Here is a 14206-nt window from a genome sequence, read left to right as displayed (position 1 = left end):
CCGCACCCGCAACTCCCCCCGCAAGCGCGCGGAAGATACCCGAGAGGCGCGGTGTCGACGAGCGCTCGCCCGACACGAATCTACGTACAGTCTGCCGGCGCGACTGCCGATAGCTCAGTTCGTGGGTGAGACGCAGTCCCGCGCACCGCTCGACTCCGAGAACGATGTCGAGCTCTACACGTCCCCGTGGGTGAGCGGCACGCGCGCCGCGGCCTACTTCGGACCGATCAGCTCGGAGCTCTTCCTCCAGGACGACCAGGTCGAGGACCGCTCCGAGGCCTGGAGCAAGGCCGAGCGCGAGCTGCTCGAGTCGCTGCGCGACAAGGCGCGGCTGCTCGGTGCGAACGCGGTCGTCGGGCTCGAGATCACGCTCGATCCGTTCGCGCAGCTTCCCGAGTCCGCGGCGACCGGACTCCGTCTGCACGCGGTCGGCACCGCCGCGAAGCTCGAACCGCTGTTCTAGAGCCGGGAGCTCCGCGCGCGGCGCAGCGCGAGCGCGCCGAGTCCCGCGCCGAGCAGGCCGAGAAGCGCGGGCTCGGGAGCGGGCGGCGCTTCCAGCACGCTGTCGAAGCGCACGATCGCCGGCGTGCCGCTCGCTCCATCGCTGAAGAAGACCGTGATCTTCCCGGTCGCCGCGTCGTAGTCGACGCCCTCGGCATCGCGCCACGGCTGGCCGAACTCGCTCTCGAAGTTCGCGGTGATGCCAGCGCCCGGCCCGTCGAGGCTCTCCAGAATCTGACCGAGCAGGTTGAGCACGAACGCGCTCGAGTCGCTGCCCGAGCTGTCGTCGGTCATGATCACGGTGGAGTTCGCAAGGTCGATGTTGCCGGCGCCGTCGAAGACCATGTTGATCACGTCGAGGCCGGAGAGATCGTCGAAGTTGTCGGCGAGCGGTACATCGAAGAGCTTCGTGAAGCCGGTGATCCCGGAGCCGGAGACCTGCGCCAGGTACACCTCGCCGGGTGCCTCCGTGCTCTGGCCCGTCGGCGTCCGCCCCTCCTCGCCGATGAGCAGGAACACCTGCCCGTCCGACGGCCGCGCGAACGCCGTGATCGCCTCGAACTCGTCGAACGCCTGGTTCAGGTCGGGATGGTCGGGATGGTTGGGCAGGGCGAAATTGATCGTGCCGGGCGTGGCGATGGGCACGCTGCCGTCTCCCGGATTCCCCGGGATCACGAACTCGCGCACGTAGTTCACGTCGTGCTGCCCGATGATCAGATTTCCGTTGGGCAGCACGTCCATGGCGCGGAATTCGGTGTGCGGAAACGTGCCGAAGTTGAAGCTGAAGTTGTACAGGAACGCGCCGGTGTTCACGTCGAGCACCGTGACCAGGCCCTGGCTGTCGTGCGGGATGTAGATGCCCGCGTTGGCTCCGTCGTAGATGACCGCGATGTCCTCGGCGTCTCCCGGCGCTCCGTTCAGCGGGAAGCTCTGCTCGACCGTGAGCTGAAGCGCACCTGCGCTCCCCGCGACACCCGTGACCAGCGACACCAAGGCGACCAAGAACAACCGCGACACCACGGCCTCCGGCCTGACGAATCACCCACCGACTGGGTGGATTAGACGACGCCGGGGCGCCGGGTGTCAACGCTCGTCCGTGTCGCCCCCTCGGAGGGCGGGAACGAAGGCGCAAGTGCGCGCGAAAGTCGTCGGGCTGGCACGAGAAACCGGGCGCGATCCGGTCGGCTAGGAGAACTCGCGCAGCAGCGCGCGCAGGGATTCGAGCTCCTCGACCACGCGCTGCGCGGCGCCAAGCGCGACCTTGGAGACCTCGCGGTTCTCCTTGGCTGCGCCATCGACCCGGCCTCCGACCGCGCGAACCGCGTTTGCGCTCCGCGACGCATCCGCCACCGAGGTGGACATTCGCGACGCCAGGCTCGAGAGCTCGACCGCTCCCGCCGCCGACTGCGCGCTCGCCTGGGCGGCGCTCGCGACGGCGCGCGAGATCGCGTCGGTGCGATTCACAGCCTCCGAGAGATTCGAGGAGATCTCCGAGCTGGTGCTGGTCTGCTCCTCGACCGCGATCACGATCGAGCGCGTGTTCTCGTGGATCTCGTCGATCATCCGGACGATCCCCTCGGTCGCGTCCACGGCCGCGCGCGTGCTCGACTGGATCGAGTGGATGCGCTCCTCGATCTCCTGGGTGGCCAGCGCGGTCTGACGCGCCAGCTCCTTGACCTCGTTGGCGACGACCGTGAAGCCGCGGCCCGCCTCACCGGCGCTCGCCGCCTCGATCCGGGCGTTCAGCGCGAAAAGGTTGGTCTGATCGGCGATGTCGCTGATCACGCCGACCACGTTTCCGATCTCCTCCGCCGCGACGCGCAGCTTGTCGAACGCCGCCGTCGTCTCCCGAGCGTTGCGCGCAGCGCCGTTCGCGATTCCCGCGGAGTGGTTGGAGCTCCTGGCGACGTCGGAGAGCGACATCGAGAGCTCCTCGACCGCGGTCGAGACCGAGCGGATCGCCTCGTTCACCGACTCCACGTTGGCGCGCGCGGCCTCCATGTCGCTGCTCACGCGGCTCGCACCCGCGGCGAGCTCGTCGACGCCGCGGCTCGCCTGGGTGGCGGCCGACGCGGCCGTCGCAAGGCTTCGCGCGGCCGCTTCGCTCGCGTCGTCCATCTCGCGGAAATTCTCGCCGAGCTGCGATGAGCTCTGCTCGATCTGCTCGGCGACCGGCGCGAGCGCCTCGACCGAATTCCCGAGATTCTCGACGGTGCCCTTCACGCGACCGACCAGATCCTTGAGCGAGCCCGCGAGCCGGCCGAGCGCGTGCGTCGCGCGCAGGATCTCGCTGGTGCCGGCCTGCGAGGCGTCGCCACCGCTCGTGGCGGTCTCCTCTCCGACGAGCGAGCCGGCGACCATGACCGCCTGCGCGAGCGGTCGCGTGATGTTGAGCGCGATCCGAGTGGCCAGGAGCGCGGTGAGAGCGAGCGAAGCGAAGACGACGAGGAGCGTGAGTGCGCGTCCGCGCGACAGACCCGCGACGCGCGTCGCGAGCAGATCGTCTAGCCCGGCGGCGGCGGTGTGCCAGAGCGCGTGGCTCTGCGCCAGCGACCCGAGCACGGACTGCGAGAACTCTTGCGCGTACGCCCCCACATCGGCGGTGAAGGCGAGTTGCACGGTGCTCTGCTTCGCGTCGATGAGCGCGAGCCCGTGGCCGTGCAGCGCCGGTGGCAGGTCGCGCTGCAGCGCTTCGCTGGGACTTCCGCCGTTCGCGTTCGCGCGCAGAGCCTTGGTCGCCTGCAGGCTCACCCGATCGAGATCGCCCTGCGAGATCACCAGGCCCAGGCTGGTCACTTCCTCGCGATCCTTGTCCGCGAGGCTCGCGCCGGGGCTGGTCCGCGCCGCGACCGTCAGAGCCGCGTCGATGTGCAGGATGCTCTGCGGAATCGTGGCGGTCGTGAGCTCCATCAGGTAGCGGGAATCGAGGTCGGGATCCTGGATCAGCATCGAGCTGTCGCCGATGTACTCGATCAGGCCGCGCACGCCGAGAAGAAGATCGCGCAGCCGGGTCTCTCGCTCGAATCCGGCAAGGCTCGGAAGATCCCTGTCCAGGCTGCGGAACTGCGCCTCGAGCGCCGCCGGCGCGAGCGCGCCGAGATCGACCGCGCCGAGCGCCTCGGGCGTCGTCGCGAGCTTCTCGGCCGACTCCTCCTGCGCGCTGGCGAGAGCGGCGAAACCGGCGGAGACGTTCGCACGCGGCTTTTCGAGCGAGTCACCGGTTCGTGCGCGGTGCGCGTACTCGGCGAGACCGACGAGGATGTCGGCGAGCACGCTCTGCTCCGCCACGCCCGCGCGCTCCAGCTCGGCGTGATGGACCTTCGCCGAGAGCGATCGCATCAGCAGTGAGGTCGAGAGCGCGATCGGGATCAGAAACGAGATGCAGATGAGCAGGATCATCCGGCCGACGGACAGCTTTCCCAGGGTCATGCCGTCGGTTCGGTGATATCAGCGCCCAACTGAACGGCGCGAGTCGGGCTACGGCGCCTCGCCTTGGCGATCGCGACAGCCAGGCCGTCTCACGACACGAGCGCTTCGCGCTAGATGACGAGCACGGCCTTCGCCGCGGGTCGCTCGCGGTAGGCGAGGTCCCAGCGCGCGATCCGCTCGAACCGGGCCTCGATCTCGACTCCCCCGAAGCGGCCGAACTGGAACGCGGCCGCGAGCGCGAAATCCGCGACGGTAGGGCCCGCGCCCGCCAGGAACGGACGGTCGTCGGCGAGCTTCGCGTCGAGCAACTCGAGGACGCGCGGCAGGGCCTCGCGGAAATGCGCCGCCACCTCGGGCCGCGCAGGCAGGCGCAGCGGCGAGCGTGTCGCGTGCACGATCTGCGCGATGGGAAGCAGCACGCCGAGCTCGCAGATGCGCTCGAGCTCGCGGACCCTCGCACGCTCCACTGGATTGCGGCCGATCAGCGACGGCTCCGGGTGGAGCTCTTCGAGATATTCCATGATCGCGAGTGACTCCGTGAGGTACGAGCCGTCGTCGAGCTCGAGCACTGGCAGGCGCCCGAAAGGATTGCGCGCCAGGTGCTCGGGCGACTTCTGCTCCGAGCGTGGCAGGCTCACCGTCACTTCCTCGACCGCGATCGCGCCACCCGCTTCGCGCTTCTCGGCCAGATACAGGCGCACCCGGGTCGGATTCGGGGCGACGGGAAAGACGTAGAGCTTCATCGCGGCAGGCGCTCCGCGACGACCCGGTACACGTCGGCTGCGAAGCCGAGCCCGAGGTGCGTGGCCACGACCTCGACGTTCTCCACTTCTGGGCTGCGCCTGTCGACACACGCTTGCCAGGCGACGACGCCGTCGGCGCGCGACCAGATCGCCGTGATGGGCACGCGGATCGGCGTCGCCTCGCGGCCCTCGATCTCGGCCTCGAGCGCGTCGAGATCCACGCCCCGTTGCGCGTAGATGCGACCGACGGCGGTGTACTTCGGCCCGCCGACGATGGGGGAGCCGATCGTGTTCACGCTGCGCACCAGGTCCGGCGCCTCGCGCGCGACCTCGCGCGCGAGCACTCCGCCAAGGCTCCAGCCGATCAGCCGCACCCGGTCGCCCGCGCGATCGGCCGCGCTCGCCACGCGTCGGCGGACGCGCGGCAGCAGCTCGGCGACCTGTCCGGTGTTCACGCCCATCCTCCAGCCTCGGACCTGATAGCCCAGGAAGCGCAGATACGAGCGCAGCACGAACGTCGAGCCGTCGCTCGCGCCGAATCCCGGCAGGACCATGACCGGCTGGCCGGATCCGCGCGGCATGCGCGCGAGCTCGGGAAAGCGCAGCAGAAGCCGCGGCAGCTCCAGCAGTCCGAGCCCCTCGCGCAGGAGCGAGACGGGTCCCGGAGTGGGCAGATCCATCGCCTTGGCCATTGGCGGCGAGTGCGGCGAGCTCAGCCCGGCACCCGCTCGAACGCGGCCACGCCGGCGGGAATCTGGTGGAAGGTCTGCTTGTCGACGGTGAAGATCGCGATCTGCGGACCGCCGAACGCGCTCGGATCGTCGAGCGTGCCGACCTTCAGGATGACCGCACCCGGCAGGCCGGGCGCGCGCGAGACCAGGTGCGTGCCGCACTCCGCGCAGAACTCGCGCGTGACCGGATTGGGCAGGTCCTTGCGGCGGAACACCTTCGGCTGCGCCTTGGTGTAGCTGAATCCCGACTCCGGTAGCGCCATGAACACGTTCGGGCTGCCGCCGGTGACGTACTGGCACTCGCGACAGTGGCACTGCGCCCGCATCAGCGCCTCGCCCGTCGCCCGATAGCGGACCGCGCCGCAGTAGCAGCCACCCTGAACGTCCATGCGGATCTCCTTCCTCGCTTGCGCCCTAGCCTACCAGCTTGGCCGCGCGGCTTCTTCGCGCCCAGCGCTCGAGCACGAGAAGCGTGGTCTGGCGCGACTGCACGCCCGGGAACGGGAACGTGTCGAGCATGATCGTCGGCAGGCCCGTCACGCCCTCTTCCGAGGCCCGCCGCGCGCCGAGCTCGAGAGTCGCGCACGCGTCCTCGAGCTCGCGCGCATCGAAGGCGAGGCCGAGGTCGCGCGCGCACCTCGCGACCACGCCCGGCGCGTCGAGGTCGACGCGCTCCTCGAAGGCGGCGGCGAATACGCGCTCTCGGAACGCCTCGCCGCGCGGGCCACGGCCGAGCGCGAGCGCCGCCGCCAGGGCTTCGCGCGAGTCGGGCCATACCGGCAGCGGTCGCACCGCGATTCCGAACTCCGCTGCGACGCGGCTGGCGTTCGACAGCCGCGCTTCGTCGACTACGACTCCGCGCGGCCAGCCGAGAAGCTCGGAAAGATCGAGCGGCTGCCATTCGAGCTCGACGCCGAGCGCCGCGAGATCCGGCTCGAGGTCGGCGAAGACGCGGTGCGCCACGTAGCAGAGCGTCGATGCGAAGTCGTAGTAGACGCGTGCGCGAAGCGGCGGCTCGGCGCTTTCGACGGACGTGCGCGCCACGTCTAGGCCACCCGATTCGGAATTGGCTCGCCGCGAAGCGCGGCGACGACGTTTCGGGCGGCGACCTCGGCCATCCGAGCGCGCGTGGCGACGGTGGCGCTGCCGACGTGCGGCGCGAGCACGACCTGCGGCAGATCGCGAAGGCCCGGGGCGAGCGCCGGCTCGCGCTCGAAGACGTCGAGGCCGGCCGCGGCGATCCGGCCCGCGCGAAGCGCGGCGACGAGCGCGGCCTCGTCGACGATCGGCCCGCGCGCGGTGTTCACCAGCACCGCGGTCCGCTTCATCCGCGCGAGCTCCGGCGCGCCGATCAGGTGGCGCGTCTGCTGCGTGAGCGGGACGTGAAGCGAGACGAAGTCGCTGCGCTCTAGCAGCTCGGCAAGCGGCGGACCACCGCTGCGCGAGTGCAGCAGGACCTCCATGCGGAAGCCGCGCGCGCGCTCGGCGACCGCGCGGCCGATCCGGCCCGCACCGACGATTCCCAGCGTTCGGCCCGTCACGTCCAGTCCGATGCCGAGCTCCGGGTTCCAGCCCACGAAGCCGCCGGCGCGCACGTAGCGGTCGGCCCAGGCCAGGCGGCGCGCCGCGGCGAGCAGGAGCGCGAAGGCGAGGTCGGCGGTCGCGTCGGTCAGCACGTCGGGCGTGTTCGATACGGCGATTCCGAGCCGCGTGGCGGCCGCCAGATCGACGTTGTCGGTGCCCACGGCCATGTTCGCGACGATCCGCATGCCCGGGTTCGCGGCGAGAAACCCCGCGTCGATCCGATCCGTGAGCAGGCAGAGCAGGGCCTCGACCCCCGTGCCGTCGAGCGGCCCGACCTCGAAGCCGAGACCCGCCTCCGCCAGCACGCGCAGCGCGGCGTCGGGGACGCCTGGACGCACGCGCACTCGCACGCTCATCTTTCGCCCCTGCCTTCGCCCCGCGCGCCCACGCAGCGATCGTAGCGCGGGCTGCTGGCAGGGATGCGCCCGGACGGGTAAGCTGCGCGGCGCCATGAAGAAGTCGACCAAGCTGGGCCATCGCAACCGCAAGAAGAGCGTGCGCCACCGGGCGCGCCTGCGCGCCAAGACGAGGCGCGCGCGGCTGCGGCGCAGCCGCGGCGAGTCGACGAACACCTGACCTCCTGCATCAGCGCGGGGCGCGAATGAGCCAGAGCGAGTACGCGCGCAGCGGCGTGGACACCAGCGAAGCGGATCGCGCGCTGGCGCGGCTGATTCTGGAGATCTCCCCCACGCAGGCGTTCGGCGCCGCGAGCGAGATCGGAATCGGGCACTTCGCGGCAGTGATCATTTTCGGCCCGCTGCACGTCGCGCTCACCACCGACGGGGTCGGCACGAAGCTCCTGGTCGCGCAAGCCATCGGCCGGTACGACACGATCGGAATCGACTGCGTGGCGATGAACGTGAACGACCTGCTCTGCGTCGGAGCGAAGCCGATCGCGATGCTGGACTACATCGCGGTCGAGCGCTGCGACCCCGAGGTCTTCGGCCAGATCGGCAAGGGGCTCTGCGAGGGCGCGCGACAGGCGGGTGTCTCGATCGTCGGTGGCGAGACGGCGCTGATTCCGGCCATGCTGCGCGGCGCGCGCGAGGGAAGCGGGCTGGATCTGGTGGGGATGGCGATCGGCATCGTGCCCGAGGGCGGCCTGATCGACGGCTCGAAGGTGCGGCCGGGCGATGCGCTGATCGGCGTGGCCTCGAACGGCGTGCACTCGAACGGGCTCACGCTCGCGCGCTCCGTGCTGCAGCGAAAGCTCGGCTTCGAGGAATGGGTCGAAGAGCTCGGAGGGACGCTCGCCGACGAGCTTCTGCGCCCGACACGGATCTACGTCGCCCAGGTCGAGGCGCTCGCGAAGGCGGGCGTGCAGCCGCGGGCGCTCGCGCACATCACCGGCGACGGCTTCCTGAACATCCGCCGGATCGAAGCGCCGGTCGGCTTCGAGATCGACTTCCTGCCGCCGGCTCCGCCGATCTTCGGTCTGATCCGGAAGCTCGGCGAGCTCGATGCGGCCGAGATGGCCAGCGTCTTCAACATGGGAGTGGGCCTGACCGTGGTCGTGCCGGAGTCCGACGTCGAGCGCACGCTCGCGGCGCTCCAGGGCACGGGCGTCGACGCGTGGCGGCTCGGCCGCGCGGTCGCGGATCCCGAGCGCGCGATCCGGATCCTGCCAGAGCGGCTCGTCGGCCGGTCGAAGCTCTTCGTCCGCGAGCCGTGATCCGGTTCGCGCTCGAGGCGACGGACCGCAGCTGTGCGGCCCGCGCCGGCCGTCTCTTCACCGACCACGGCGAGGTCGCGACGCCCGTCTTCATGCCGGTCGGCACGCACGCCGCGGTGCGCGCGATGACGCCCGAACAGGTGAAGGCGACCGGCGCGCGGATCGTGCTCGCGAACACCTATCACCTGCTGCTCCGTCCCGGACCGGACCTGATCAAGAAGGCGGGCGGCCTGCACGCGTTCATGGCGTGGGACGGGCCGATCCTGACCGACTCGGGGGGCTTTCAGGTGTTCAGCCTGAAGCACAAGGAGATCAGCCCCGAGGGCGTACGCTTCCGCAACGAGATCGACGGCTCGACCGTCATGCTCACTCCGGAGCGCTCGATCGAGATCCAGCACGCGCTCGGCGCCGACATCATCATGGCGTTCGACGAGTGCACGCCGTACCCGGCGAGCCGGGAGCTGGCGCGGCGCGGCGTCGAGAACTCGCTCGCCTGGCTCGAGCGCTGCATCGCCGCGCACGGCGCCTCGACGCAGGCGCTGTTTCCGATCGTACAGGGATCGGTGTACCCGGAGCTGCGCGCGGAATGCGCGCGAAGCATCGTCCGCTTCGATTCGCCCGGCTATGCGATCGGCGGGGTCTCGGTGGGCGAGGGAATCGATGAGCTGAAGCGCATCGTCTCGATCACTGCGCCGCTGCTGCCCGAGACGAAGCCGCGCTACCTGATGGGCGTCGGGCTTCCCGAGGACCTGGTCGAGTCCGTCGAGCGCGGGATCGACATGTTCGACTGCGTGATCCCCACCCGCTACGCGCGCTCGGCGACGCTCTTCACGCGCCGCGGTCGGATCCGAATGAACCACCGCCGCTACCGCCCCGACATGTATCCGATCGACACGAGCTGTGACTGCTACGCGTGCGCGACGTTCACCCGCGCGTATCTGAACCACCTGTATGCAGCCAACGAGATCCTCGCCGCGATCCTCGGCGCGATCCACAACGTTCGTTTCTACCAGCGGCTGATGGCGGAGATGCGCGAGGCGATCGTCGCGGGCCGCTTCGCCGACTGGAAGGCGGCCTTCCGCGCCGAGTATCGCGAGTCGGGCGAGCGCGGCGCGAGCGAGCCGGACAGCGGCGCGTGACCGGCCTGCGCGAGCTCGATCCGGGGCTGTGGACCGTCGAGCAGCCGCTTCGCGTCGGCGGGCTCGAGCTGGGTACCCGCACCACCGTCGTACGGCTCGCGGACGGCGGTCTGGTCGTCCATTCGCCCGGGCCGTCCACCGCGGCGCTCCGGGGCGAGATCGAGGCGCTCGGACCGGTGCGCGCGCTGATCGCGCCGAACCTGCTCCACCACCTCTTCCTGGCCGAAAGCGCGCGGGCGTTTCCCGGGGCACTCGTCTTCGCCGCGCCAGGACTGCGCGAGAAGCGCGGCGCGATTCGAGTCGACCAGGTGCTCGCGGAAACGCCGCCGTCGCTCTGGGCGGACGACCTCGATCAGCTCGTCGTGCAGGGTGCACCCGGCCTGAACGAGGTGGTGTTCCTGCACCGCGCGAGCCGGACGCTGATCTGTGTCGACCTCTGCTTCAACGTGCGGCACGCTTCGAGCGCCTTCACGCGCGTCTTCATGCGTCTCAATTCTGCGTATGGTCGCTTCGGCCCTTCGCGGCTGTTCCGCTACTCGGTGATGAAGGACGCACGAGCGATGCGGGCGTCGATCGACCGGATCCTCGAATGGGACTTCGGGCGCGTCGTCGTCGCGCACGGAGAAGTCCTGGAGGCCGACGGACGGGGCAGCTTGCGGCGCAGCTTTTCGTGGCTCCCATCCTGAACGCGAGTCACGGCTCTGCTAGATTCAGGTCACTATGAAGAAACACTTACTCCCGCTCGTCGCACTCATTCTGATCGCCGACACCGCATGGGCACAGCTCGAGCGCGAGGGGCCTTTCGACTCGAAGGTGAGGCTGGAAGTCTCTGATCGCATTCGGTACGAGCGCTTCGACTGGTTCGAGACCGCACCGGCGTCCGCGACGCGAGATCACGACTACGGATTCTTCGCGAATCGAATGCAGGTGGGGCTGCGCGTCACACGCGATCCGGTCGAGTTCTTCGCGCAGTTCCAACACTCGCTGGTCACGAGCTTGCCGGATCACGGGCCGGGGCCGGGCGGGGCGTACTACACGAACACGCCGGAGAAGAATCAGGAGAAGGGAATCCTGCGCAACATTTGGTTGCGCTGGAAGAACCCGTTCGGCGCGCAGGGCCTGTCGCTCACGGCGGGAAGGCAGATCTTCCGCGACGGCCTCGAGGCGCCGGCCACCGATCCGACGCTGCTCTGGCTGCAGAAGAGCCGGATTTCCGAGCGACTGATCGGCCCGTTCGACTACACACACGTGGGTCGCAGCTTCGACGGCGGGCAGGTCGCCTTCGACAACGCGGCCATGAACGTGACCGGCTTCGCGTTCACTCCCACTTGGGGCGGCTACGAGATCAACGCCAATCGCGAGCTCGAGGTCGGCGTCGCGGGCGTGTCGGCGAGCCTGAAGGCGCTCGAGGCATTGCCGGGCACGAACGCGCGCATCTTCGGCCTCTGGTACCGCGATCGGCGCGAGGTGGTGCCGGTCGACAACCGGCCGCTGGCGGTGCGCCAGGCGGACCATGGCGACATCCAGATCTACACGATCGGCGCCAACGCGACGCACGTGCACGCGATCGGCCCGGGCAAGGCGGACTTCCTGATCTGGGGCGCGATCCAGACCGGCGACTGGCTGACCCAGGACCAGGACTCGTGGGCCTACGCCATCGAGGCCGGCTACCAGCTCCCCAATGTCTGGAGCGCACCATGGCTGCGCGTCGGTTTGGACCAGGGCTCGGGTGACTCGGATGCGAGCGACGGCGATCACTCGACCTTCTTCCAGATGCTGCCCACCGCGCGGCTCTACGCGATGTTCCCCTTCTACAACATGATGAACAACCGCGACCTGTTCGCGCAGCTGATCCTGAAGCCGCACGCGATGGTGAGCGCGCAGGCGACGCTGCACTCGCTTCGCTTGAGCGATCGCGACGACTTCCTCTACGGAGGCGGAGGCGCGACCAACAACACCGTCTTCGGCTTCACGGGCACCGCTTCGGGCAACAAGACGGGCATCGGCACCATGTTCGACACCTCGGTCACCGTGACCCCCGTGAAGTGGCTCGCGCTCAACGTCTACTACGCGCACGTGGACGGCAGTGGAATGATCGGTGAAGCCTTCCAGGACGAGGACGCCGACTACATCTTCGCGGAGGCGACGATCTCGTTCTGATACGATCCCCTTCGCATGAAGGCGATCGCGCGCGCGCTGGCCTCTCTACCCGTTCTCGCGCTGATCGGGTGGAGCGGCCTCGCGCTCGCATACACCGTTCCGGGGCCATGGTGGGTCGCGCGCTCGGCGTCGCTGCTCTGCACGCTCGTCGCGGTCGGCACGCTGATCGGACTCAGGCCCTTCCGGCGCGCCGTGGCCGTTGCGCTCGGCATCTTCGCGTCCGTCCTGGTCTGGTTCTTCTCGCTCGAGCCCTCGAACGCGGGCGACTGGCAGCCCGACGTCGGCCAGCTCGCGCGCGGCGAGGTCGAGGGTGAGATCCTCACGCTGCACAACGTGCGCGACTTCAGCTACCGGAGCGAGACGGATTTCACGGAGCGCTGGGAGACCCGCAGCTACGACCTCTCGAAGCTCGACGGGCTCGACATGTTCTTCTCCCACTGGGGTTCGCCGCTGATCGCGCACACGATCATGTCCTGGCAGTTCGCCGACGGGCAACGGCTGGCGATCTCGATCGAGACGCGAAAGGTGAAGGGCCAGCAGTACTCCGCGGTCGAGGGCTTCTTCCGCCAGTACCCGATCTATTACGTGGCCGCCGACGAGCGCGACCTGATCGGGCTGCGCACGAACTTTCGCGGCGAGAACGTCTGGCTGTACCGGCTGACCGCGCCGCCCGAGAACGCCCGCCTGCTGCTTCTGGATTACGTGCGGAGCATGAACGAGCTGGTCGAGAAGCCCGAGTGGTACAACGCCTTCTCGGACAACTGCACCACCAGCATCCAGCGCCACGTGCGGCATCTGCAGCCGGACGGCCCGCGCTTCGGCTGGCGCCTGCTCGTGAACGGCTACCTCGACCAGGCCCTGTACGAGAGCGGCCGGACCGACACGTCGCTTCCGTTCGAGGAGCTGCGCGCGATCTCGAACATCGACGCGCGCGCGAAGGCGGCCGGTCAGGGTCCCGATTTCTCCGAGCGCATCCGCGAGGGGCTTCCGGACCCGCGAGCGGCATCGCGGCGCGAGGACGCGACCCAGTAGAATTCCTTCGAGGTGGAGCGCTTTCCCTCGGGCCGGACCTCGTCGACCCGGGCGAAGACGGACCGCAGCTGCTTGCGGAAGAGATCGCTCTCCTGGCCCGGGAAGCCCTTCACGATCAGAAAGCCACTGGGCGCGAGCGTCGCGAGAGCGATCGCGAGCGCCGCCGCCCAGATCTCCTCGATCGCCGCGAGATCGAGGTCGCGAATCCCGGTGAGCTTTGGCGCGGCGTCACACAGAACGGCGTCGGCGCTTCCGCCGAGCGCGCTCGCGATCCGCTCCGCCGACCCGGGCTCCGTCATGTCGAGCGCGAGCACCACGACGTTGGCGGCGACGAAGTCGGTGGGCGCCAGATCCACGCCGACCACGCGGCCCTCGGGGCCGACGCGCTCGGACAGGACCTGCAGCCAGCTTCCCGGCCAGCAGCCGAGATCGAGCACGCGCGCGCCGCGGCGCAGCGGCGGGGCGCGGCGCAGCAGGTCCTCGAGCTTGAACGCGGCCCGCGAGCGCAGGCCCTCTTCCTTCGCCCTGCGGTAGAACCCGTCCTTGCGCTCGTAGCGAGCCGTGCGGCTAGCCCTTGACCGTCGGCCGGATGCGCACGAACGCGTTGGGGTGACCGGGGACCGCCCCACGCACGTAGATCAGATTCTTCTCCGGCTCGACGCGCTCGACCTTCAGGTTGAGCTGGGTCCGGCGCGCGTTGCCCATCTGGCCGGCCATCCGCAGGCCGGGACGGATGCGCCCGGGGAAGGTGCCGGCCGACATCGAGCCTCCGTGGCGGAAGGACTCGTGGTTGCCGTGCGAGACGCTCCGGGTCGGGAAGCCGTGCCGCCGGACCACGCCGCTGAAGCCGCGCCCGATCGTCGTGCCGATCACGTCGACGCGCTGCCCGACCTTGAAGCCCTCACAGGTCAGCTCCTGGCCGACCTGGTAGCCGTCGAGGTCGCTCGCGCCTACCCGCACCTCGACGAGCACGCGCTTGGGCGCGGTGTTCGCCTTGGCGAAGTGGCCCTGCATGGCCTTGGGAACGAGCTTGGCGCGCTTGGCTCCGTAGCCGATCTGCAGGGCGGTATAGCCGTCGCGGTCGCCGGTCTTCTTCTGCACCACCGTGCAGGGGCCGGCCTCGATCACGGTCACGGGAACGCGGTCGCCGCTCTCGGTGAAGATCTGGGTCATTCCGAGCTTTCGGCCAATCAGTTCGAGGCTCATCGCGGGGGC

Annotated in this window: 15 protein-coding genes; 6 read left to right on the top strand and 9 right to left on the bottom strand. The window is 69.6% G+C overall.

The window, feature by feature from the left end; genetic code table 11:
• The first annotated feature begins 121 nt into the window (after positions 1-121).
• Positions 122-463 carry a heavy metal-binding domain-containing protein gene (locus tag FJ108_08025; protein ID MBM4335844.1) on the top strand — a complete coding sequence of 114 codons (342 nt, stop codon included), beginning with the start codon at positions 122-124 and terminating at the stop codon, positions 461-463.
• On the opposite strand, the gene FJ108_08020 is transcribed toward FJ108_08025, so the two are convergent.
• The 7 genes from FJ108_08020 to FJ108_07990 all read right to left on the bottom strand — a co-directional run bounded on the left by FJ108_08020 (position 460) and on the right by FJ108_07990 (position 7344).
• On the bottom strand, positions 460-1518 hold the full coding sequence (locus FJ108_08020) for a PEP-CTERM sorting domain-containing protein (GenBank protein ID MBM4335843.1): 1059 nt from the start codon (positions 1516-1518) through the stop codon (positions 460-462). The two genes, FJ108_08025 and FJ108_08020, sit on opposite strands and share 4 nt — an antisense overlap.
• A gap of 168 nt (positions 1519-1686) precedes the next feature.
• Positions 1687-3930, bottom strand: a complete 2244-nt coding sequence (locus FJ108_08015) for a hypothetical protein (protein MBM4335842.1) — start codon at positions 3928-3930, stop codon at positions 1687-1689.
• A 110-nt stretch (positions 3931-4040) separates the two neighbouring features.
• Entirely contained in the window at positions 4041-4673 is a 633-nt protein-coding gene (locus tag FJ108_08010; protein ID MBM4335841.1) for a glutathione S-transferase family protein, read from the bottom strand.
• Positions 4670-5353, bottom strand: coding sequence for an alpha/beta hydrolase (locus FJ108_08005; GenBank protein ID MBM4335840.1), 684 nt, complete (start codon positions 5351-5353; stop codon positions 4670-4672). Before FJ108_08005 ends, FJ108_08010 begins: the two co-directional genes overlap by 4 nt.
• 32 nt (positions 5354-5385) lie before the next feature.
• Positions 5386-5793 (bottom strand): GFA family protein, encoded by a 408-nt coding sequence (locus tag FJ108_08000; GenBank protein ID MBM4335839.1) that lies wholly within the window; start codon positions 5791-5793, stop codon positions 5386-5388.
• Positions 5794-5818: 25 nt separating this feature from the next.
• A complete protein-coding gene (locus FJ108_07995) occupies positions 5819-6448 on the bottom strand; it encodes a hypothetical protein (protein MBM4335838.1) in 630 nt (209 codons plus the stop codon).
• Positions 6449-6450: 2 nt separating this feature from the next.
• Positions 6451-7344: a D-glycerate dehydrogenase gene (locus FJ108_07990; protein ID MBM4335837.1), complete on the bottom strand. Its 894-nt coding sequence runs from the start codon at positions 7342-7344 to the stop codon at positions 6451-6453.
• Positions 7345-7589: 245 nt separating this feature from the next.
• Between FJ108_07990 and purM the strand changes: the two genes are divergently transcribed.
• Genes purM through FJ108_07965 form a run of 5 tightly spaced genes read left to right on the top strand, consistent with a single transcriptional unit; the run spans position 7590 to position 12991 of the window.
• Positions 7590-8660 carry a phosphoribosylformylglycinamidine cyclo-ligase gene (purM, locus tag FJ108_07985; GenBank protein MBM4335836.1) on the top strand — a complete coding sequence of 357 codons (1071 nt, stop codon included), beginning with the start codon at positions 7590-7592 and terminating at the stop codon, positions 8658-8660.
• Positions 8660-9799, top strand: coding sequence for a tRNA guanosine(34) transglycosylase Tgt (gene tgt / locus FJ108_07980; GenBank protein ID MBM4335835.1), 1140 nt, complete (start codon positions 8660-8662; stop codon positions 9797-9799). The genes purM and tgt overlap by 1 nt, the downstream gene beginning before the upstream one ends.
• 5 nt (positions 9800-9804) lie before the next feature.
• Positions 9805-10485 carry a DUF4336 domain-containing protein gene (locus tag FJ108_07975; protein MBM4335834.1) on the top strand — a complete coding sequence of 227 codons (681 nt, stop codon included), beginning with the start codon at positions 9805-9807 and terminating at the stop codon, positions 10483-10485.
• 34 nt (positions 10486-10519) lie between these two features.
• Positions 10520-11959, top strand: coding sequence for a hypothetical protein (locus tag FJ108_07970; protein ID MBM4335833.1), 1440 nt, complete (start codon positions 10520-10522; stop codon positions 11957-11959).
• A 15-nt stretch (positions 11960-11974) separates the two neighbouring features.
• Complete coding sequence (locus tag FJ108_07965; GenBank protein ID MBM4335832.1) at positions 11975-12991, top strand: DUF4105 domain-containing protein; 1017 nt, start codon at positions 11975-11977, stop codon at positions 12989-12991.
• Here the strand turns inward: FJ108_07965 and FJ108_07960 are convergent.
• Both FJ108_07960 and rplC read right to left on the bottom strand, forming a co-directional pair.
• Complete coding sequence (locus FJ108_07960; GenBank protein MBM4335831.1) at positions 12907-13620, bottom strand: RlmE family RNA methyltransferase; 714 nt, start codon at positions 13618-13620, stop codon at positions 12907-12909. The genes FJ108_07965 and FJ108_07960 overlap by 85 nt on opposite strands.
• Positions 13559-14197 (bottom strand): 50S ribosomal protein L3, encoded by a 639-nt coding sequence (rplC, locus tag FJ108_07955; GenBank protein ID MBM4335830.1) that lies wholly within the window; start codon positions 14195-14197, stop codon positions 13559-13561. Before rplC ends, FJ108_07960 begins: the two co-directional genes overlap by 62 nt.
• Positions 14198-14206: the final 9 nt, after the last annotated feature.

The organism is Deltaproteobacteria bacterium, from assembly GCA_016875225.1.
Lineage (GTDB): Bacteria > Myxococcota_A > UBA9160 > SZUA-336 > SZUA-336 > VGRW01.
Note: the sequence above shows the minus strand (reverse complement) of the source record. Positions and strands in the feature narration are given on the sequence as shown.